At 60.2% G+C, this 19418-nt stretch carries 16 protein-coding genes; 9 read left to right on the forward strand and 7 right to left on the reverse strand.

The window, feature by feature from the left end; genetic code table 11:
• Positions 1–63: 63 nt before the first annotated feature.
• A complete protein-coding gene (locus tag ACCC96_RS00930; RefSeq protein ID WP_413694727.1) occupies positions 64–1293 on the forward strand; it encodes a winged helix-turn-helix domain-containing protein in 1230 nt (409 codons plus the stop codon).
• A 105-nt stretch (positions 1294–1398) separates the two neighbouring features.
• Here the strand turns inward: ACCC96_RS00930 and ACCC96_RS00935 are convergent, their stop codons facing one another.
• Positions 1399–2745 (reverse strand): class II 3-deoxy-7-phosphoheptulonate synthase, encoded by a 1347-nt coding sequence (locus tag ACCC96_RS00935; RefSeq protein ID WP_007899909.1) that lies wholly within the window; start codon positions 2743–2745, stop codon positions 1399–1401.
• Between the two features lie 148 nt (positions 2746–2893).
• On the opposite strand from ACCC96_RS00935, the gene ACCC96_RS00940 reads away from it, so the two are divergent.
• Positions 2894–3649 carry a spermidine synthase gene (locus ACCC96_RS00940; protein WP_007940010.1) on the forward strand — a complete coding sequence of 252 codons (756 nt, stop codon included), beginning with the start codon at positions 2894–2896 and terminating at the stop codon, positions 3647–3649.
• Positions 3650–3706: 57 nt separating this feature from the next.
• Here the strand turns inward: ACCC96_RS00940 and ACCC96_RS00945 are convergent, their stop codons facing one another.
• A complete protein-coding gene (locus ACCC96_RS00945) occupies positions 3707–4498 on the reverse strand; it encodes a crotonase/enoyl-CoA hydratase family protein (protein WP_413694728.1) in 792 nt (263 codons plus the stop codon).
• 421 nt (positions 4499–4919) lie between these two features.
• Between ACCC96_RS00945 and ACCC96_RS00950 the strand changes: the two genes are divergently transcribed.
• Complete coding sequence (locus ACCC96_RS00950) at positions 4920–6593, forward strand: DEAD/DEAH box helicase (protein ID WP_007940012.1); 1674 nt, start codon at positions 4920–4922, stop codon at positions 6591–6593.
• A gap of 183 nt (positions 6594–6776) precedes the next feature.
• On the opposite strand, the gene ACCC96_RS00955 is transcribed toward ACCC96_RS00950, so the two are convergent.
• On the reverse strand, positions 6777–7544 hold the full coding sequence (locus tag ACCC96_RS00955; RefSeq protein ID WP_413694729.1) for a DODA-type extradiol aromatic ring-opening family dioxygenase: 768 nt from the start codon (positions 7542–7544) through the stop codon (positions 6777–6779).
• A 103-nt stretch (positions 7545–7647) separates the two neighbouring features.
• On the opposite strand from ACCC96_RS00955, the gene ACCC96_RS00960 reads away from it, so the two are divergent.
• Positions 7648–8304, forward strand: coding sequence for a thiopurine S-methyltransferase (locus tag ACCC96_RS00960; protein WP_413694730.1), 657 nt, complete (start codon positions 7648–7650; stop codon positions 8302–8304).
• 106 nt (positions 8305–8410) lie between these two features.
• Here ACCC96_RS00960 and htpX read toward each other — a convergent pair whose 3' ends face one another.
• The gene (htpX, locus tag ACCC96_RS00965) at positions 8411–9298 is read right to left on the reverse strand and encodes a protease HtpX (RefSeq protein WP_008075669.1); all 888 of its coding nucleotides are present in this window, start codon (positions 9296–9298) and stop codon (positions 8411–8413) included.
• Between the two features lie 317 nt (positions 9299–9615).
• Entirely contained in the window at positions 9616–10827 is a 1212-nt protein-coding gene (locus ACCC96_RS00970) for a pyridoxal phosphate-dependent aminotransferase (RefSeq protein ID WP_007940017.1), read from the reverse strand.
• 226 nt (positions 10828–11053) lie between these two features.
• Between ACCC96_RS00970 and msrB the strand changes: the two genes are divergently transcribed.
• The 3 genes from msrB to ACCC96_RS00985 all read left to right on the forward strand — a co-directional run bounded on the left by msrB (position 11054) and on the right by ACCC96_RS00985 (position 12602).
• Positions 11054–11449, forward strand: a complete 396-nt coding sequence (gene msrB / locus ACCC96_RS00975) for a peptide-methionine (R)-S-oxide reductase MsrB (RefSeq protein WP_007940018.1) — start codon at positions 11054–11056, stop codon at positions 11447–11449.
• A gap of 209 nt (positions 11450–11658) precedes the next feature.
• Entirely contained in the window at positions 11659–12144 is a 486-nt protein-coding gene (locus ACCC96_RS00980) for a glutathione peroxidase (protein WP_413694731.1), read from the forward strand.
• A complete protein-coding gene (locus ACCC96_RS00985) occupies positions 12141–12602 on the forward strand; it encodes a MarR family winged helix-turn-helix transcriptional regulator (protein WP_413694732.1) in 462 nt (153 codons plus the stop codon). Before ACCC96_RS00980 ends, ACCC96_RS00985 begins: the two co-directional genes overlap by 4 nt.
• Here ACCC96_RS00985 and ACCC96_RS00990 read toward each other — a convergent pair.
• Complete coding sequence (locus ACCC96_RS00990) at positions 12586–14907, reverse strand: response regulator (RefSeq protein WP_019650557.1); 2322 nt, start codon at positions 14905–14907, stop codon at positions 12586–12588. The genes ACCC96_RS00985 and ACCC96_RS00990 overlap by 17 nt on opposite strands.
• Before the next feature lie 166 nt (positions 14908–15073).
• Between ACCC96_RS00990 and ACCC96_RS00995 the strand changes: the two genes are divergently transcribed.
• Both ACCC96_RS00995 and ACCC96_RS01000 read left to right on the forward strand, forming a co-directional pair.
• Positions 15074–15964 (forward strand): ATP-binding protein, encoded by an 891-nt coding sequence (locus tag ACCC96_RS00995; RefSeq protein WP_019650558.1) that lies wholly within the window; start codon positions 15074–15076, stop codon positions 15962–15964.
• A complete protein-coding gene (locus tag ACCC96_RS01000) occupies positions 15961–16443 on the forward strand; it encodes a GAF domain-containing protein (RefSeq protein WP_019650559.1) in 483 nt (160 codons plus the stop codon). The genes ACCC96_RS00995 and ACCC96_RS01000 overlap by 4 nt, the downstream gene beginning before the upstream one ends.
• Here the strand turns inward: ACCC96_RS01000 and ACCC96_RS01005 are convergent, their stop codons facing one another.
• Entirely contained in the window at positions 16444–19389 is a 2946-nt protein-coding gene (locus ACCC96_RS01005) for an HD domain-containing phosphohydrolase (RefSeq protein ID WP_413694733.1), read from the reverse strand.
• Positions 19390–19418 lie beyond the last annotated feature (29 nt).

Here is a 19418-nt window from a genome sequence, read left to right on the forward strand (position 1 = left end):
GATGCCATCGCTACACAAACCACTTTCGGGTGAGGTAGGTTGCGAGCAGACAAGGAGATGCTCATGCCCGCCACACTGTCCTTTTCCCTCAAACAGGCTCGGCGTCTGGCGCTGGCTGCCCAAGGGTTCAACGGGCGCCAGCCGCCGGCGGCGATCAAACCGGTTCAGCTCAACCGGCTGATCGAACGGCTCGGCATTCTGCAGATCGATTCGGTCAATGCATTGGTGCGTTCGCACTACCTTCCCGTGTTTTCCCGACTTGGCAATTATTCAACCGACTTGCTCGATCAGGCTGCCTGGAGTCAGGGCCGCCGGCGCACGTTATTCGAGTATTGGGGCCACGAAGCTTCGTTATTACCGTTGTCGATGTACCCCTTGATGCGCTGGCGCATGCAGCGCGCAGCCCGTGGCGAAGATATCTACCAGCAACTGGCGCGTTTCGGTCGTGAGCAGCAGGACACGATTCGCCGTGTTTTAGCGTCGGTCCAGGAGCTTGGTGCGCTGGGGGCGGGCAGCCTGTCGACCCGTCAGGAACGGGCAGGGCCGTGGTGGGACTGGAGCGCTGAAAAGCATGCGCTGGAATGGTTGTTCGCCGCCGGTGAAGTGACCGTGGCCAGTCGGCGCGGGTTCGAACGGCTATATGATTTGCCGGAGCGGGTGCTTCCTGCGACGGTTCTGCAGCAGCCCTTGCTCAGTGAAGCCGAAGCCCAGCGCGGGTTGTTGCTGCATGCGGCCACGGCGTTGGGCGTCGGCACGGAAAAGGACTTGCGGGACTATTTTCGCTTGAACCCGGCAGACAGCCGGCCGCGTCTGGCGGAACTGGTCGAGAGCGGAGAGCTGCTGGTCTGTGGAGTTGAAGGCTGGCGGCAACCGGCCTATTGCCTGGCTGAGCCGAAAGTGCCGCGCAAGGTCGAGGCCAGTGCGCTGCTTTCACCATTCGATTCGTTGATCTGGGAGCGCGGCCGTACCGAGCGATTGTTCGATTTCCGTTATCGGTTGGAGATTTATACGCCGCAGCACAAACGCGTCTACGGCTATTACGTCTTGCCATTTTTGCACAATGAGCGGATTGCTGCGCGGGTCGACTTGCGAGCCGAACGAGCGTCGGGCCGGTTGGCGGTGCATGCCGTGCATGAGGAAGAGCCGGGGCTGGATGATGAAGGGATGCGGGCTTTGGCGGTCAATCTGCGGCGGATGGCGGGCTGGTTGGGGCTTGAGCGGCTTCAGCTGAATTGCCCGCGGGCGAGTGCGGCGAGGTTGCGGGGGGCGTTGGCTCAAATGGGTGGTGATTGAGCTGACGCCTTCGTGTAGGAGCTGCCGCAGGCTGCGATCTTTTAGCGGTCTTGAGTCAAAACAAGATCAAGATCAAAAGATCGCAGCCTGCGGCAGCTCCTGCACTCACCGCCGAACCTGTTTCAGGGTCTCGGCAATCAAAAACGCCAGTTCCAGCGACTGATCGGCATTCATCCGCGGGTCGCAATGGGTGTGATAACGATCCGACAACCCATCTTCGGTAATCGGCCGCGCGCCGCCGATGCATTCGGTGACGTTCTGCCCGGTCATTTCGATGTGGATGCCGCCGGCATAACTGCCTTCCGCTTCGTGAACCTGGAAGAACTGCTTCACCTCGCCAAGGATCTGCGCGAAGTCGCGGGTCTTGTAGCCGCTGCTGGCCTTGATGGTGTTGCCGTGCATCGGATCGGAGCTCCAAAGCACTTGCTTACCTTCGCGCTGCACTGCGCGAATCAGCTGTGGCAGGTGATCGCCGACTTTGTTCGCGCCCATCCGCGCAATCAGGTTCAGGCGACCCGGGTCGTTGTCTGGGTTGAGCACATCGATCAGGCGAATCAGGTCTTCAGGGTTCATGCTCGGGCCGACCTTGACCCCGATCGGGTTATGCACCCCACGCAGGAATTCGACGTGAGCGCCGTCCAGTTGACGGGTACGGTCACCGATCCACAGCATGTGGGCCGAGCAGTCGTAGTAGTCGTTGGTCAGGCTGTCGCGACGCACGAAGGCTTCTTCGTAGTTCAGCAGCAGCGCTTCGTGGGCGGTGAAGAAGCTGGTTTCGCGCAGTTGCGGCGAGCTGTCCATGCCGCAGGCGCGCATGAAGGCCAGGGTTTCATCGATGCGATCGGCCAGGTGGCTGTATTTCTCGGCCAGTGCCGAGTTGGCGATGAAGTCCAGGTTCCATTTGTGCACCTGATGCAGGTCGGCAAAGCCGCCCTGGGCAAAGGCGCGCAGCAGGTTCAGGGTCGCGGTGGACTGGTGGTAGGACTGCAGCAGGCGATCCGGGTCCGGCACGCGGCTTTTTTCGTCGAAGCCAATGCCGTTGACGATGTCGCCACGGTAGGCCGGCAGCGTCACGCCGTTGATGGTTTCATCGTTGGCCGAACGGGGTTTGGCGAACTGACCGGCCATGCGTCCGACTTTGACCACCGGGCAACCGGCGGCGAAAGTCATGACGATCGCCATTTGCAGCAACACTTTAAAGGTGTCGCGAATTTTCGCGGCGGAGAATTCGGCGAAGCTTTCGGCGCAGTCGCCGCCCTGCAACAGAAACGCCCGGCCCTGGGTGACTTCGGCAAACTGACGGCGCAACTCCCGCGCTTCACCGGCAAACACCAGTGGCGGATAGCTCGCCAGGGTTTGCTCGACGTGCAGCAAATGCGCCGCGTCGGGGTATTGAGGTTGTTGCTGGATCGGCAGGGCGCGCCAGCTGTCAGGGCTCCAGGGTTGGCTCATCGCAGTCTCTAGTGTTTTACGCTCGGACGGTTATGTTATCAGCAATTAGTGCGTGACCTGCTCCCGTCGCTTCGCGGACAATCGCGCCTTTGCCGCTTTATGTTGCGGTTTATCGTGTTGCCGGGGCCGGTAACGATCAGGAGACGAAATGACTGAGGAGCGCGTCGAGCATCTGCTCGCCGAGGTACAGGATGAGTTCGGCGTGATTCGCGTGCTGGAAGTGGCCGACTACCGTTTTCTGGAGTTCGGTGACGCCATCGAACAGAGCTGCGTGTTCACCGCCGACCCGAGCTGGCTCGAGTACGATTACACCCGCGCGATGCTGATTGGTGCGCTGTGCCACGAGCAGCCGGAAAGCGCGCTGTTCCTCGGCCTTGGCGCCGGGACACTGACCCAGGCTTGCTTGAAGTTCCTGCCACTGGAAGATGTCGAAGCCATCGAGCTGCGCCCTGACGTACCGCGCCTGGCCATCGAATACCTGGGCCTGGATGACGATCCGCGGCTGTACATCCGCGTCGGCGATGCGCTGGAGTTGCTCGATACGGCTGAACCGGCCGATCTGATTTTCGTCGACCTGTATACCGATGTCGGGCCGGGTGTCGGGCACCTGGCCTGGAGCTTTCTGGAAAACTGTCAGAAACGCTTGAATCCGGGTGGCTGGCTGGTGATCAACCAGTGGGCCACCGACGACGGCAAGCCGTTGGGCGCAGCGTTGTTGCGCGGTCTCTATCACCGGCATTACTGGGAACTGCCGGTGAAGGAGGGCAACGTGATTCTGATCGTGCCATCGGAGCTGGATCAGGAGCTGGACATGGAAGGGCTGATCGCCCGCGCAGAAGGCCTGGCGCCGCGGTTGGGGTATTCGTTGCAATCGTTGATCAAGGATATTCGGCCGGCGACTTAATGCGGTGAGGTCATCCGTGGCGAGGGAGCTTGCTCTCTCGCCACAAAAGCCGATCTGTCAGCAGCCTTTGAAGACGCCCGGCCGCTTCTCGATCATCGACCGCACACCCTCCTTGGCGTCCTCGCTGTTGAGCAGTTTCTTCACCAGCGCCGGCAATGCCTGGGCCGCAGCAATTTCACCCTCGTAGCGCGCCTGTCGCGCAGACATCAACGTCGCCTGAACCCCCAGCGGTGCCTGCCTCGCAATCCTCTCAGCCAACTCGATCGCCCGTGGCAGCAAGTCCTCGCTGGCCATGACTTCCTGCACCAGGCCCAGATGCAAGGCGTCATGTGCATCGAATTCATCGCCGGTGAGCAGCCAGCGCATGGCGTTGCCCCAACCGGCGACTTGATGCAGGCGCAAGGTGGCGCCGCCGAACGGGAGGAGTCCGCGCTGCACTTCCTTTTGGGCAAAACGGGTATTGCTGGCGCACAGGTTGATGTCGGCGGCCAGCATCAATTCGATGCCCGCGGTCAGGCAGTAGCCTTGCGCCGCGACAATCACCGGTTTGCTGACGCGGGGGCCGCCGAACACGCCCCAGGGATCGCAGCCGCCGGGCGGTGCCTGCCAGCCTTCGGCCAGGGCTGCGCCGGCGCTGACCAGGTCGAGCCCGGCAGTGAAATGCTCGCCATGGCCGAACACCACCGCGACCCGCGCCTCACTGTCGGCTTCGAATTCGCCATAGGCCAGGCTGAGTGCGTTGAGCAGGTCGAGGTCGAAGGCATTGCGCTTGGCCACCCGATCCAGGCCGATCATCAGGACATGACCGTGTCTTTCACGGGTTACACGACTGGGGGTGGGCTGATTCATGGAGCATTTCCTCGGGCGGGAAGGGTGCGTCAGACCAAAGGTCTGCGTCGCAAGGGTGAACCGTTTTAGCGCCATCGTCAGCAGGGCCGGGCCTTTGCAAAATAGACGGTTGTACGATTATCCGCAAAGCCCGTGACACAACGGCGTATGCCGGTTTTTTCCGATAAAAAAAGCTCCCTTTTTTGCCGAATTCCGGTATAGTGCGCGCCGGCCTTTAACCGGGCCGCGTTTAGGTAGCGCAATTCCCCGAAGCCAGCTTCGGCTGCACGTCCGCCCCGCGGACTCTTCCTTGACGATTCTTTTCATTCATTCGTTTTCGCAAATCCCCGCCGACAAAGCTGCCAGGGCGACTCTTGAGTCTCAACACGGCATGCGCAGCTTTGGAGCATGGGTCTTTGCGGATGCACTTAGAGGCAGACCCATGACCCAGGAAATCGGCGGCTTCGCCGCTCTTGAACTTCACCCTAATATTGTCGCTGCAGTAGTCGCTACCGGCTATGAAGAGCCTTCGGCCATTCAGCAGCAGTCGATCCCGATCATTCTCGCCGGTCACGATATGATTGGCCAGGCGCAAACCGGTACCGGTAAAACCGCTGCCTTTGCCCTGCCGATCCTGCACCGCATTGATCCGTCCAAGCGCGAGCCGCAAGCTCTGATCCTGGCCCCAACTCGTGAGTTGGCGCTACAAGTTGCAACCGCTTTCGAAACCTACGCCAAGCAAATGCCGGGCGTAACTGTTGTGGCTGTCTACGGCGGCGCGCCGATGGGCCCACAATTGAAAGCAATCCGTAATGGCGCACAGATTGTTGTCGCCACTCCGGGTCGTCTGTGCGACCACCTGCGTCGCGACGAAAAAGTCCTGACTACCGTGAACCACCTGGTTCTCGACGAAGCGGACGAAATGCTCAAACTGGGCTTCATGGACGACCTGGAAGTTATCTTCAAGGCCATGCCGGAAACCCGTCAGACCGTATTGTTCTCGGCCACCCTGCCGCAATCGATCCGTGCCATCGCCGAACGCCACCTGCGCGATCCGAAGCACGTGAAGATCCAGAGCAAGACTCAGACCGTTACCGCGATCGAACAGGCTCACCTGTTGGTTCACGCTGACCAGAAGACTTCTGCCGTTCTCAGCTTGCTGGAAGTGGAAGATTTCGACGCCCTGATCATGTTCGTGCGCACCAAGCAAGCGACCCTGGACCTGGCCAGTGCCCTGGAAGCCAAAGGTTACAAAGCCGCTGCGCTGAACGGTGACATTGCCCAGAACCAGCGTGAGCGCGTAATCGAATCCCTCAAGGATGGCCGTCTGGACATCGTTGTGGCGACCGACGTTGCCGCTCGTGGCCTGGACGTTCCGCGTATCACTCACGTGTTCAACGTTGATATGCCGTACGACCCGGAATCCTACGTTCACCGTATCGGCCGTACCGGCCGTGCCGGTCGCGAAGGTCGCGCGCTGCTGCTGGTCACTCCTCGTGAGCGCCGCATGCTGCAAGTGATCGAGCGTGTTACCGGTCAGAAAGTTGCCGAAGTTCGCCTGCCGGACGCTCAAGCTGTTCTCGATGCCCGCATCAAGAAACTGACCAACAGCCTGTCGCCGCTGGTAGGTGATGCCGAGTCGACTCACGGTGATCTGCTGGATCGTCTGACTGCCGACATCGGTTGCAGCCCGCGTGCCCTGGCCGCAGCCCTGCTGCGCAAGGCTACCAACGGTCAAGCGCTGACCCTGGCCGCCATCGAGAAAGAGCGTCCACTGGTGCCGAACAATGCACCACGTGGCGATCGTCCAGAGCGTTCCGGTGATCGTCCGGACCGTGGTGACCGCGAGCGTCGTGCTCCGATCCCGCTGGCCGAAGGCCGTGCTCGTTGCCGTACCGCGCTGGGCGCGCGTGACGGTATCGCTGCCAAGAACCTGCTGGGCGCCATCCTCAACGAAGGTGGTCTGGCGCGTGAAGCCATCGGTCGCATTCAGGTGCGTGACAGCTTCAGCCTCGTCGAGCTGCCGGAGGATGGTCTGGAGCGTCTGCTGACCAAGCTGAAGGACACTCGCGTTGCCGGTAAGCAGTTGAAGCTGCGTCGCTACCGCGAAGATTGATCCGCCCCCGGGCTGATTGATCGCACATAAAAAATCCCCGACTGGTTCGGGGATTTTTTTTGCCTGAAAAAAGATCGCAGCCTCGTTTCACTCGACAGCTCCTACAGGAATTTCGTCGAACACGGTCGATGCAGGAGCTGCCGAAGGCTCGGGCCGCGTTCGGACGATCTTTTGATCCTGACGTTATCCGAAGCGATAAATATCCATGCCCAGCGCCCCCATGGTGAACCCCTGGTGCACAACGCTGAACTCGCCCCCGGCCGCGCGGGCGAAGTACAGAGGCAACAGATGTTCGTCACTCGGATGGTTGCGCACCGCGTTCGGCGCTTGCTGGCGATAGTCGTGCAGCGCGGCTTCATCGTTCGCTTCGAGCTTCTCGATCATCCAGTCGCGGAACGCCTTGGCCCAGGGTTCAACGCTTTCCGGGCCGGCGTGCCAGTCCAGTTCGCGCAGGTTGTGGGTGATGCTGCCAGAACCGATCAACAGCACGCCGTGCTCACGCAGGCTGGCCAGGGCATGACCGACGCGGGTTTGCAGCGCCGGGCCGCCACGGGTGGGCAGCGAGACCTGCACCACCGGGATATCGGCCTGCGGGTACATCAACGACAAGGGCACCCAAACGCCGTGGTCGAACGGACGTTTGGCGTCGATGCGCGCAGGCAAGCCATCGCCCTGCAGCAGTTCGACAACCTGCGTCGCCAGTTGCGGATTGCCGGGTGCCGGGTACTGCACCTCGAACAAGGCCCGCGGAAAACCGCCGAAGTCGTGCCAGGTTTCGGGCTGAGGATTGCCGCTGACCAGCAGTTCGCTGCTTTCCCAGTGCGCAGAAACGATCACGATGGCCTTGGGCTTCGGCATTGTCGCGGCCAGATTCGCGAGGGCCGGCCCACTGGCGCCAGGTTCCAGGGCCAGCATGGGGGAGCCATGAGAGATATACAGGCTGGGGAACATAATTGAGCTCCTGGGAGTAAGATGGCAGCATCTTCAGTCAGATCATTGATCTAAATCTAATATAAGTTTTAGAGTCTTTTGATCGAATTTTTCGGGGTTAATTATGCAACCGGAGTTTTGGCACAAACGATGGGCGTCGAATCAGATCGGCTTTCATCTGCCGGAAGTAAATCCCTATCTGCAACGGTTCTGGCCGCAACTGGGCCTTGATGAAGGTTCTCGCGTACTGGTGCCGTTGTGTGGCAAGAGCCTGGACCTGTTGTGGCTGGCGCACTGCGGTCATGAGGTGCTGGGTATCGAGCTTTCGGAAAAGGCCATCGAGGACTTTTTCAATGAGCATCAACTGGACCCGGCAATCAGCGAGCAGGGGCCTTTCAACGTCTATCGGGCCGGGTCGATCGAGCTGTGGTGCGGCGATTTCTTCGAGTTGACGGCAGGCGATGTTGCCGATTGCAGCGCGCTTTACGACCGTGCGGCGCTGATCGCGTTGCCGCCAGCGATGCGTGAGCAATACGCGGCTCATCTGATTCGAATTTTGCCGAAGGATTCTTTAGGGCTTTTGATTACGCTGGATTACGACCAGGAACAAATGGCCGGGCCGCCGTTTGCTGTGCTTGATGACGAAGTGCAACGGCTGCTGGGGAGGGCGTGGGAGCTGAAGATCCTGGAGGACCAGGACGTCCTGGGTGAGAGCTGGAAGTTTCTCGAGGCCGGCGTCACTCGGCTTGAGGAGCGGGTTTATCGGGTTTCCAGCCATTAAGGTGTGTTGAGCGTGCCCGCGAAGAGACCTGAAGAGCACCGCATTAATCAAACAGAAAAAAAAGGCCCGCATTCACTGCGGGCCTTTTCTTTTAGTGCGGAGACTGTCAGCCCCGACGACGCAAAGCGTCGATGCGTTCTTCCAGCGGCGGGTGGCTCATGAACATGCGGGCGAACCCTTGTTTGAGACCACCGTTGATGCCGAAGGCATTCAGGGTATCCGGCATGTGCACCGGCAGCCCTTGTTCCGCACGCAGGCGCTGCAGGGCACCGATCATTGCGCTGGTACCGGCCAGGCGTGCGCCGGCGTCGTCGGCGCGGAATTCGCGCTTGCGCGAGAACCACATGACGATGGCGCTGGCCAGGATGCCCAGGACCAGTTCAGCGAAGATGGTCGCCACGTAGTAGGCGATACCCTGGCCTTCTTCGTTCTTGAAGATCACCTTGTCGACAAAGTTGCCGATGATCCGGGCGAAGAACATCACGAAGGTGTTCACCACGCCCTGGATCAGCGCCAGCGTGACCATGTCGCCATTGGCCACGTGACCGATTTCGTGGGCCAGAACGGCTTTCACTTCATCCGGCGAGAAACGCTCGAGCAAGCCCTGGCTGACCGCGACCAGTGCGTCGTTCTTGTTCCAGCCGGTGGCGAAGGCGTTGGCTTCATAGGCCGGGAAAATCCCGACTTCGGGCATCTTGATCCCGGCTTCGCGGGACAGTTGCTCGACGGTTTGCAGCAGCCATTGCTCATGCCGGGTGCGCGGCTGGCTGATGATCTGGGTGCTGGTGCTCATTTTCGCCATCCACTTGGAGATGAACAGCGAGAACAGGGAACCGGCGAAACCAAAGACCGCACAGAAAATCAGCAGCTGATTGAGGTTGAGATCAACCCCGTTGGCCGCCATGAACCCGTTGAAGCCGAAAAGGCTCAGGGTGATGCTGGCAATCAGCACGACCGCCAGGTTAGTGGCCAAAAACAGCAAAATGCGCATCATGGTTGTAGAAATCTCCTCGTGCTAAAGATGTAGCGTACTGCGGGGTATATAAGGTGCTGCACCGGGCTATTCAACCGGGTGACTATTTCAAACTGTGTCCTACGGCAACAGTCTAGCTGCTTGAAGGGCATTTCCGACGTCGACATGGGAAACGGTTGTCAGCCGATTAGCTTCACAGGCCCCCGCCGTTATTGGGCGTGGGCATGAAGCGTGTCGTCAGTCAGCGCTTGAAACAACGAGGCAGGGCAGGGCGCACAGAAGTGTTGCTGAATTAATCACCGTGCGACTTTTATCCGCGTCGCACGGTGACAGGCCATTTACTGGCGATAGGACTTGAGGAAGTTGCCGATCCGGCCAATGGCCTGATCCAGGTCGTCGACCCGTGGCAGGGTGACCACGCGGAAGTGGTCCGGCCATGGCCAGTTGAAGGCCGTGCCTTGTACCACCAGCAGCTTTTCCGAGAGCAGCAGGTCGAGCACGAATTTCTCGTCGTTGTGGATCGGGCAGACTTTCGGATCGATCCGCGGGAACGCATACAGCGCACCCATTGGCTTGACGCAGCTCACGCCCGGAATGTCGTTGAGCAGTTCCCAGGTACGATTACGCTGTTCCAGCAGGCGCCCTTGGGGCAATACCAGGTCGTTGATGCTCTGATAGCCACCGAGTGCGGTCTGGATCGCGTGCTGGCTCGGCACGTTGGCACACAGGCGCATATTAGCCAGCATGTCGATGCCTTCGATGTAGCTCTGGGCGTGGTGTTTCGGGCCGGAAATGGCGATCCAGCCGGAGCGGAAGCCGGCCACGCGATAGGACTTGGACAGGCCGTTGAAGGTCAGGCACAGCAGGTCCGGTGCCAGCGAGGCGGTGCAGATGTGCACGGCGTCGTCGTACAGGATCTTGTCGTAGATCTCGTCGGAGAACACCACCAGATTGTGCTGACGGGCCAGCTCCAGCATGCCCAGCAGGACTTCTTTCGAATACACCGCGCCAGTCGGGTTGTTCGGGTTGATGATCACCAGGGCCTTGGTGTTCGGGGTGATCTTGGCCTTGATGTCGGCCAGGTCCGGCCACCAGTTGGCCTGCTCATCGCACAGGTAATGCACCGGGTTGCCGCCCGCCAGGCTCACTGCGGCGGTCCACAGCGGATAGTCGGGGGCCGGCACCAGCACTTCGTCGCCGTTGTTGAGCAGGGCCTGCATCGACATCACGATCAGCTCGGAAACGCCGTTGCCCAGGTAAATGTCTTCAATGCCGACGCCTTCCACCTGCTTTTGCTGGTAGTACTGCATCACGGCTTTACGGGCGCTGAACAGGCCTTTGGAGTCGCTGTAGCCCTGGGCGGTCGGCAGGTTGCGGATCACGTCCTGAAGGATTTCGTCCGGCGCTTCGAAACCAAAGGGCGCCGGGTTGCCGATGTTCAGCTTGAGGATGCGATGACCTTCCTCTTCCAGGCGTTTGGCGTGCTTGAGCACTGGGCCGCGAATGTCGTAGCAGACGTTGGCGAGCTTGTTCGATTTGCTGACCTGCATGGCGATGTGTTCCCGAAAATGAACGATCCAGGCGGCGTGTGAACGACCGTGCTGGGAATCCTGCGTATTCACACAGGCCTGACGCCTTGAGTGGCGGCACTCATAAATCCGTTTGAATGCGCGTGGTCTGGCTGCCAGACTGGCGTTTGACGAGGCGCAATCATACGTGCCGCCCGATCCGTGGAAAAGGTACAGATCGGGCTTTTTCAGCTGCTGAGGTGTATCAATGGAAAAGTTGGAAAAAACCCTGGAAGAATGGCGGGCCATGCTTGATCCGGAGCAGTACAACGTTTGCCGCCTCAAGGGCACCGAACGGCCGTTCTCCGGTAAATACAACGGCACCAAAACCGACGGTGTTTACCACTGCATCTGCTGCAACGCACCGCTGTTCGACTCCAAAACCAAGTTCGATTCCGGCTGCGGCTGGCCGAGCTTCTATGCGCCGATCGGCGACAGCGCGATGGTTGAGATCCGTGATATCAGCCACGGCATGATCCGTACCGAAGTGGTCTGCGCCAAATGCGATGCGCACCTTGGGCATGTGTTCCCGGACGGTCCGCCGCCAACCGGTTTGCGTTATTGCATCAACTCGGTGTGCCTGGACCTCGTTCCCCGCGAATAATCTGCTGATGTCGCGCATGTAATTTGCGTGCGTAGGAGCTGCCGAAGGCTGCGATCTTTTGATCTTGTCTTTTAAAAACAAAGTCAAAAGATCGCAGCCTTCGGCAGCTCCTACAGGGGTGTTCGTGTGTGGGTGGTTATTGATTTATTAAATTGCACACAATTCAATTGCTCGCTATGTTTGATATTCCTTCATTCGGAGTTCGTGCCATGAGCGACAACCTGCTGAGCATCCCTTGCACCACCATCAAGGGGGAGCAAAAGACCCTGGCCGATTTCGCCGGTAAAGCGGTGCTGGTGGTCAACACCGCCAGCAAATGCGGTTTTACCCCGCAGTACAAAGGCCTCGAAGAACTGTGGAAGACCTACAAGGATCAAGGCCTGGTGGTGCTCGGGTTTCCCTGCAATCAGTTCGGCCAGCAGGAGCCGGGCAACGAAGGGGCGATTTCCGAGTTCTGCGAGCTGAATTACGGGGTGAGTTTCCCGCTGTTCAAGAAGATCGAAGTCAACGGTGCCGGCGCCCATCCGCTGTTCGTTCAGCTGAAAAAACGCGCGCCAGGTGTATTGGGTTCCCAGGGCATCAAATGGAACTTCACCAAGTTCCTGATCGGCAAGGACGGTCAGCTGGTCAAGCGCTTTGCTCCGGCCACCAAGCCGCAAGCGCTGCGCCGCGAGATCGAAGCCCTGCTCAAATGAACACGTTGTCAGTCGATTCGCTGAAACTCGACAGTCAGCTCTGCTTCAAGCTGTATGCCGCTTCTCGGGCGGTGATCCGTGCCTACAAGCCGATGCTCGATCAACTGGGCCTGACCTACCCGCAATACCTGGCGATGCTGGTGCTGTGGGAATGGCAGGAGGTGGCGCCGGAGCAGCCGACGGTCAAGGCGCTGGGTGAGCGCCTGGCGCTGGATTCCGGGACCCTGACGCCGCTGCTCAAGCGTCTTGAGCAACTGCAACTGGTGCAGCGTCAGCGTTCGGCGCGCGATGAGCGTGAGGTGCACTTGAGCCTGTCGTCCACCGGCAAGGCCTTGCGCGATCAGGTCGGGCCACTCAAGGCCCGCCTGTTGTGCGATAGCGGTGTCGATCTGGATCGCCTGAATGAGCTGCGCGATGGTCTCGATCACCTGTTGGGGCACATCAAATCGCTGTCGTAGTGGGTATCCACAAGTCGAGCAGGGCCGCCAGTTCTTCCCGGCGGAAGGGTTTGGCCAGGTAGTCGCTCATACCCGCCGCACGGCAGCGTTCGCGTTCTTCAGACATTGCGTTGGCGGTCAGGGCGACGATGGGCAGTTGTGGCCAGCGCCCGCTACGACGGATCTGCCGGCTGGCTTCATAGCCGTCCATCACCGGCATGTTGCAGTCCATCAGCACCAGGTCGAATTCGCTGTGTTCGAGCTGATCCAGGGCTTCGGCGCCATGGGCCGCGACGCTCACCTCGCAGCCGAGTTTGCCGAGCATGCCCTTGGCCACCAACTGATTGACCGGGTTGTCCTCCACCAGCAGGATGCGCCCGCGTCGCTGGGGTGAGAGGACTTCGACCCGGGCACCGTTGATCGTGTTGAGTTCCGGCTGCAGGATCCGTCGCAATGTCTGGTAAAGCGCATTGCGTGCCAACGGTCGCGCCTGTTGCTGCAAAGGTGCCAGGGCGCTGGCTTGCTCGCTGGGCAGGAAACTGCCGTAAGCGGTCACCAGCAGAATCGGTGCGGTTAAAGTAGGGCGCAGGCCAAACAGGCATTCGGGGCAGTCGGTGATCAACACATCCGGTTTCAGGCCGATCAATCGGTCATCGATGGAACGCTGTTGATAGCCGAGCCCCCATTCGGGCAACAGATTCTGTAGCAGTTCTGCCAGTCCGCTGCTGGCGGCCGTGATCGCGACGATGTTGCCTTGCAGAGCTGCTGGCGGGATGGCGCGAGTGTGGCAGGGCAGCGGCAGGTCGGCGCAGAACTGACTGCCGAAGCCTGCTTCCGAGCTGATCGTCAGGCGCCCCTGCATGGCTTCGCAGAGGTTATAAGTCAGCGCCAGGCCCAGCCCGGTACCGCCGAATTGCCGGGTAATGCCGGCACCAGCCTGGGTAAACGGCTGGAAGATTTTGACCTGCGCATCCTGGGCGATACCGATGCCAGTGTCACAGACCTCGATTCGCACGCCGTCTTCGAACGTTGAAAGACGCACATCGACCCGCCCGAAGCGGGTGAACTTGAGGGCGTTGGACAACAGGTTGCTGACGATCTGCCGGACCCGGGTCGGATCGCCGAGCACCAGCGCGGGAAATTGCGGGTCGATCAGGCACGTCAGCTCGACGCTAGGCGCGGCGTTCTGGGACAGCAGGTTGGCGGTGTCTTCGATCAGCGAGCCGAGGTCGAATGGAATGTGTTCGAGTTCCAGCTGGCCGGCATCGAATTTCGACAGGTCGAGAATATCGTTGAGCAGTTCCACCAGCACTTTGCCCGAGTCATGGGCGATGGACAGCTGTTGCTGCTGCTCGGCATTGAGCGGGCCGTCCAGCGAGAGCGCGATCATCCCCAGCAGGCCGTTGAGAGGCGTGCGGATTTCATGGCTCATGTTGGCCAGGAACACCGAGCGTGCCTCGGCCATGTCCAGGGCGGTGCGGCGGGCGACTTCCAGTTCCTCGTTGGACTGGCTGAGCCGGGAGTTGATGGCCTTGAGTTCCGCCGTACGGGCCGAGACGATATTTTCCAGTTGCGAGAGGTAGTCGGTCAGGCGGTTTTCGGCATTGCGCCGCTGCTGGATCTCGGTGGCAATGTTATCGAACTGTTGATTGGCGACCTTGACCAGGACGCCGATTTCATCGTTTTCATGCCCCGCCGGATACTCCAGCCAGGTCGGCTCCGCGCTGCGTGGATCCCGACCACTGAGTTCGCGGATGACCCGCACCAGCGGTTTGGTCAGCATCACGTAAAACAGCGCCAACAGAATGCCCGTGAGGATCAGGCTGCGCGCGAAGCCGTTGAGCAGGGTCACTTCGGCCCGGCGCAGGAAACGACTGCCGAAGGTGTAGGTATCGACATCCAGATGCAAGGTCCCGAGGGACTCGTCCGGCAAGTGGTCGAGGTAAAGACGGTCTTCAAACTGTCGGTTGGCGCCGAACAGGAAGTCGCTGAGCATCCGGTAATTGTTTTCCAGGCCCGGGCGTTTGACGCTGGCCAACACGGTATTGTTGTTGTCGGTCAATTTCGCGCCGATGATCGCCGGGGAGCGCAGCAGGCCCAGGATCAGTTCCTGGGCGAGTTCGGCATCGATGTTGTAGGCGATGCGAGACGCGGGGTTATGGCTGATTTCCAGCAACGACAGGATTTCGCGGTTGATGGAGGCGTCTTCGCTGGCATAATCGATGCCTATTTGCACAAGGCTGAGCAGCGTGCCCAGAATGAAACCGACCAGCACCGTAAGCTTGGCTTGCTTGTACGACAGCCGCTGGCTGAACTTGATATCCATGGGATGTTGAACCACTTCCGTTTCCCTTCGCTGCTCAAGCATAGTCGATCATCAATGGATACCGATGTTCTCGCAAAACACCTGTACGGGGTGTTGGCCGGGCATCGGATGCTGTGTTTCGTCGCTGTACCGCCATCATCACTGTGAACGTGCCCGAGGAGAAGACGTGGATTCCCGATTGAATGCTTTTCTTGAACGCGCCGATGCCGTTCTGGCCCGTATCGAACCGCTGCTGCCGGCGCCTCGGCAAACGGTCGACTGGACACATTGCCTGGCCGCACGCTGGCAACGCGAGGGTCGCAACGGTTTTCTGTTGCCGCTGCAAGTCAGCCTCGACATGCGCCTGTCCGACCTGATCGGCGTTGACCGGCAACTTGAGCAATTGGGCCGCAATACTCAACAGTTCCTCGACGGCATGCCTGCCAATCACGCCTTGCTCTGGGGTTCGCGGGGCACCGGTAAATCGTCGCTGGTGCGCGCCTTGCTGGCCGAACACGCCAGGAACGGCCTGCGGCTGATCGAGATCGAGCGCGATCACCTGGCGGACTTGCCGCGAGTGGTCGAGCAGATTGCCAAGCTGCCTCAACGGTTTGTGCTGTTCTGCGATGACCTGTCGTTCGAGTCGGGCGAGGGCGATTATCGCGTGCTCAAGAGCGTACTCGATGGCTCTCTCGAGCAGGCGCCAGACAACGTTCTGCTGTACGCCACCTCCAACCGTCGCCATCTGGTGCCGGAAAAGGAAAGCGATAACGAAAACTGGAAAAGGGTCGATGGCGAGCTCCATCCCAATGAGGCGGTGGAAGACAAGATCGCGCTGTCGGACCGTTTTGGCCTGTGGCTGTCGTTCTATCCGTTTACTCAGGAACATTTCCTCAACGTCGTCGAGCACTGGATCGGCCAATTGGCCGACAAAGCTGGCCTCAAGTGGCAGCGTGACGAAGAGTTGGACATCCTCGCGGTGCGCTGGGCCACGGGCCGGGGTAATCGCAACGGACGTTGCGCGTATCAATTTGCCCGCTATTGGGTCGGGCTGAAGCTGTTGGAGCAAAAGGCATGATCGATTTACAAAAGAGCGGCCAGGGCCTTGAGGGCTACGGCATGCTATGGGCACAGCTGGAATCGTTGCTGGCGGACGAGCGTGATTTTATCGCCAACGCCGCACAATTTTCCGCGTTTCTGTTCAACCAGCTCGATGACCTGAACTGGGCCGGTTTCTACCTTAATCGCAACGAAGAACTGGTGCTTGGCCCGTTTCAGGGGCAGATCGCCTGCGTACGGATTCCATTCGGTCGCGGCGTGTGCGGGGCTGCCGCTGCCACCTTGCAGACCCAGCGGGTCGAAGACGTACACGCATTCCCCGGCCACATCGCTTGCGACAGCGCATCGAACAGTGAACTCGTCGTGCCGTTGGTCAAGGACGGTCGACTGATCGGCGTGCTGGACCTCGACAGCCCGAAACTGGCGCGTTTTACCACTGACGATCAGGCCGGAATCGAGCAACTGGCGGCGATTTTCCTGCGTCTGACCGACTGCTGATCAGGCTTTCAAGCCAGCCTTGATCAGCAGGCTTGTCGGGTCGACGGCATCGATCTGTTGTGGCTCCAGGAATTGGCTGGCGTACTGCAAGTAGATTTCGTCGTTGATGAACAGCCCGAACAATTCAGCGTCGATGTGGGCGTCACGGCACATGGTGGCCATGATGCCCAGCGCTTCGCTCAAGGACTTGGCTTTCTTGTAGGGGCGATCGGCGGCGGTCAGCGCTTCGAAAATGTCGGCAATCGCCATCATCCGCGCCGGCAGGCTCATGTCTTCGCGCTTCAAGCGTTTGGGATAACCGGTGCCGTCCATTTTTTCGTGGTGGCCGCCGGCGATCTCCGCGACGTTATTGAGGTGGCCGGGGAAGGGCAGGTGACTGAGCATCAGGATCGTCTGCACCATGTGGTGATTGATGATGTAACGCTCCTCGCGGGTCAGGGTGCCTCGGGCGATGCTCAGGTTGTAAAGTTCGCCCCGGTTGTACTTGTAGCGCGGTACGTCGAGCTTGAACCCCCATGGGTTGTCGTCCGGGATCAGTTCGCTGTCGGCGCGCTCGAGCAGATGCTCGGGTTTATCCGCCAACAGCGGCTCGCTGACCGGCAGGGTCGGCGCCGGGGTCCGGGCCTGGCGCCGGTTCTCTTCCCACGAAGCGCCAAGCCGATCATCCAGGGTTCGGGTCCAGGTACGCTGGGCGATGGTGTTCAGCCGCTGCAGATCGGCCTCGGCCATGGTCTCGCTGCCCAGGTTGCAGCGCGCCACGAACGCGAAATCATCATCCAGGGCCGCCAGGCTCGCATTGCGCAATTGCGCCAGATGCGACTCGTCACCCCCCAGGGCGATGGCCTGCCAATAATTGATCCAGGTATCACGCTTGAGGACTTCGAAACGGGTGCGGATTTCGTGGATGCGGTCGTACAGGGTCTCAAGTTTCGTGGCTTTGTCGACCACGTATTCAGGGGTGGTGACCTTGCCGCAATCATGCAGCCAAGCGGCGATGTGCAGCGCCTCCCATTCATCTTCGCTGGGCTGATAGCTGCTGAAGGCCGGGTCCTGACTGGCGGCGGCCGCCTGTGCCAGCATCAGCGTCAGTACCGGCACTCGCTGGCAGTGTCCGCCGGTGTAGGGACTCTTGGCATCGATCGCTCCGGCCAGCAATTGAATGAATGAGTCCAGCAGCTGTTTTTGCCTGGCTTGCAGGCGCTGACTTTCGATACTCACGGCGGCCGCGCCAGACACCGCCTGGAGAAACGCGATGCGATCCGGGCGCAGTTTTTCCAGATCGTCTTGCGTGCCGCTGTCGGCCAGCAGCAGGACCAGCAGCCCCACGGTTTCGTTATGGCGATTGTGCAGCCGAATACCGATCAGATGAACCCGCGGGCACTCCAGCGCGAGCAAGACTTTCTGCAGATCCCCCGCCTGTTCGAAGCCCAGGGAGGTGACGACATTGTCGGCGGTCGACAGTGTTTGCATCCACTGAGGGCTCTGCGGATCCTGGGGTACGTGTCCTTGAATGTCGAATGGCAGCAAGGCCTGTGAACTGCCGTTGATGACTAGCGCATGAGGTTCCACGCGATTTTCATCACCTTCGCGCAGGTAGATCAGACCGGCCTGGGCCTGGCCGATCTGCACGGTTTCAAACAACACCCGTTGCAGCAAGGGGGCGAAACGGGTTTCCGCGCTCAGGCTGTCGGTGATCCGGAAAAAACTCGCCAGGGTGTCTTTCATGCGCGCCATCGACACGCTCAGTTGGTCGACTTCCAGCACCGGCGAGCGACGGCTGGCCGGAAAATTGAAATCGAAACTACGAATCGCATCGGCTTCCCGCACCAGCGCGCGCAGGGGGGTGACCAGGACCCTCGAGGTCAGCCAACCCATGGGCAGGCACAACAGCAGCGTTGCCAGGGTAATCAGCGCGCCTTGCCAGCGCATGCGGTAGGCATCGACGAGCAATTCGTCCTCTGGCACCAGCAGCGCCAGTTGCAGCCCCTGGGGCCCACCCTCCTGCATGCTGCTGCGCGCCACGATCCATTGACGACCCGCGGCGTTCAGGCGATTGATCTCAGGGGGACTGGTGAGCAGGGCCGCGAGGCTGGGGCTCAGGTCGGCGGCTTTGATCAGCCGGGCTGTCTGGTCGTCGACGATCAGTTTGCTGCTGTCGGGGTAGGCGACGGCATTGCCCTCGGCATCGAGCAGCACAATTTCGGTGCCGGGCGTCACCACATGTTTGGCCAGGGTAGCCGACAGTTCCGCCAGTGTAAGGTCGGCACCCATCACCGCTTGCTCACCACTGCGCCGCGCCAGGGTTGTGCCGACATTGTGGGTGGAGAAAAACAGGTAGGGCTCGGTGGTGATCTGATCACGGTCGCTGCGGGCGCTGGAGAACCAGGCGCGGGTGCGTGGATCGTAGATTTCGTCGGGGTTGTCCAGGCGGCTGACGAGGGCCAGCTTCTGATCGAAAAACAAGGATTGGGAGCGGACCTGACCGCCGCCTGGATGCTCGATGCTCCATACCTGATACGCCGCGGTGTCCGGTGCCTTGAGCTGCGTTTTCAGGGCGACGCTGCGCAGGGGGCGAACCATGAAGAAGTCACCATTGCTGTAGCCCAGGTACAGCGAGGCCAGATCGGGGTTGTCCGTGAGCGATTGACTGAAGGGCTTGAGCAACGCCAGGCGTTGCTCAAGGTCGGGTGCCTGGGTTGCCGGATTGTCCGCCAGCAGGCTCAGCAGATGACGAATCGGCTCATAGGTGCGATGCAGGTCCAGACGGACATCCTGCTCGATGCGGTTGAAGAGCTTTTCACTGCTGGAAAGAATGATCCGGGTGGTTTGCCGATAGTTGAAAATGCCCAGCACCACCCCGGTCAGCAACAGCAGGAACGTGAACATCACGCTGATATGGATGTGCAGGGGAAACCGGCGCTGGTCCGGGCGCAGTGGGCTGGGCATTGCAGCTTTCTCCATGACAATGAACACAC

This window comes from Pseudomonas sp. Pseusp11 (genome assembly GCF_047304405.1).
In the GTDB taxonomy this organism is placed as follows: Bacteria; Pseudomonadota; Gammaproteobacteria; order Pseudomonadales; family Pseudomonadaceae; genus Aquipseudomonas.

Bases quoted from the DNA above. Each gene is read 5' to 3' on its own strand.
- ACCC96_RS00950 (WP_007940012.1), top strand. From the start codon at position 4,920: ATGACCCAGGAAATCGGCGGCTTCGCCGCTCTTGAACTTCACCCTAAT.
- ACCC96_RS00970 (WP_007940017.1), bottom strand. From the start codon at position 10,827: ATGCAGGTCAGCAAATCGAACAAGCTCGCCAACGTCTGCTACGACATT.
- ACCC96_RS00985 (WP_413694732.1), top strand. From the start codon at position 12,141: ATGAACACGTTGTCAGTCGATTCGCTGAAACTCGACAGTCAGCTCTGC.
- ACCC96_RS00930 (WP_413694727.1), top strand. From the start codon at position 64: ATGCCCGCCACACTGTCCTTTTCCCTCAAACAGGCTCGGCGTCTGGCG.
- ACCC96_RS00980 (WP_413694731.1), top strand. From the start codon at position 11,659: ATGAGCGACAACCTGCTGAGCATCCCTTGCACCACCATCAAGGGGGAG.
- ACCC96_RS00945 (WP_413694728.1), bottom strand. From the start codon at position 4,498: ATGAATCAGCCCACCCCCAGTCGTGTAACCCGTGAAAGACACGGTCAT.
- ACCC96_RS00990 (WP_019650557.1), bottom strand. From the start codon at position 14,907: ATGGATATCAAGTTCAGCCAGCGGCTGTCGTACAAGCAAGCCAAGCTT.
- ACCC96_RS00940 (WP_007940010.1), top strand. From the start codon at position 2,894: ATGACTGAGGAGCGCGTCGAGCATCTGCTCGCCGAGGTACAGGATGAG.
- ACCC96_RS00935 (WP_007899909.1), bottom strand. From the start codon at position 2,745: ATGAGCCAACCCTGGAGCCCTGACAGCTGGCGCGCCCTGCCGATCCAG.
- ACCC96_RS00955 (WP_413694729.1), bottom strand. From the start codon at position 7,544: ATGTTCCCCAGCCTGTATATCTCTCATGGCTCCCCCATGCTGGCCCTG.
- ACCC96_RS01005 (WP_413694733.1), bottom strand. From the start codon at position 19,389: ATGCCCAGCCCACTGCGCCCGGACCAGCGCCGGTTTCCCCTGCACATC.
- ACCC96_RS00960 (WP_413694730.1), top strand. From the start codon at position 7,648: ATGCAACCGGAGTTTTGGCACAAACGATGGGCGTCGAATCAGATCGGC.
- htpX (WP_008075669.1), bottom strand. From the start codon at position 9,298: ATGATGCGCATTTTGCTGTTTTTGGCCACTAACCTGGCGGTCGTGCTG.
- ACCC96_RS01000 (WP_019650559.1), top strand. From the start codon at position 15,961: ATGATCGATTTACAAAAGAGCGGCCAGGGCCTTGAGGGCTACGGCATG.
- msrB (WP_007940018.1), top strand. From the start codon at position 11,054: ATGGAAAAGTTGGAAAAAACCCTGGAAGAATGGCGGGCCATGCTTGAT.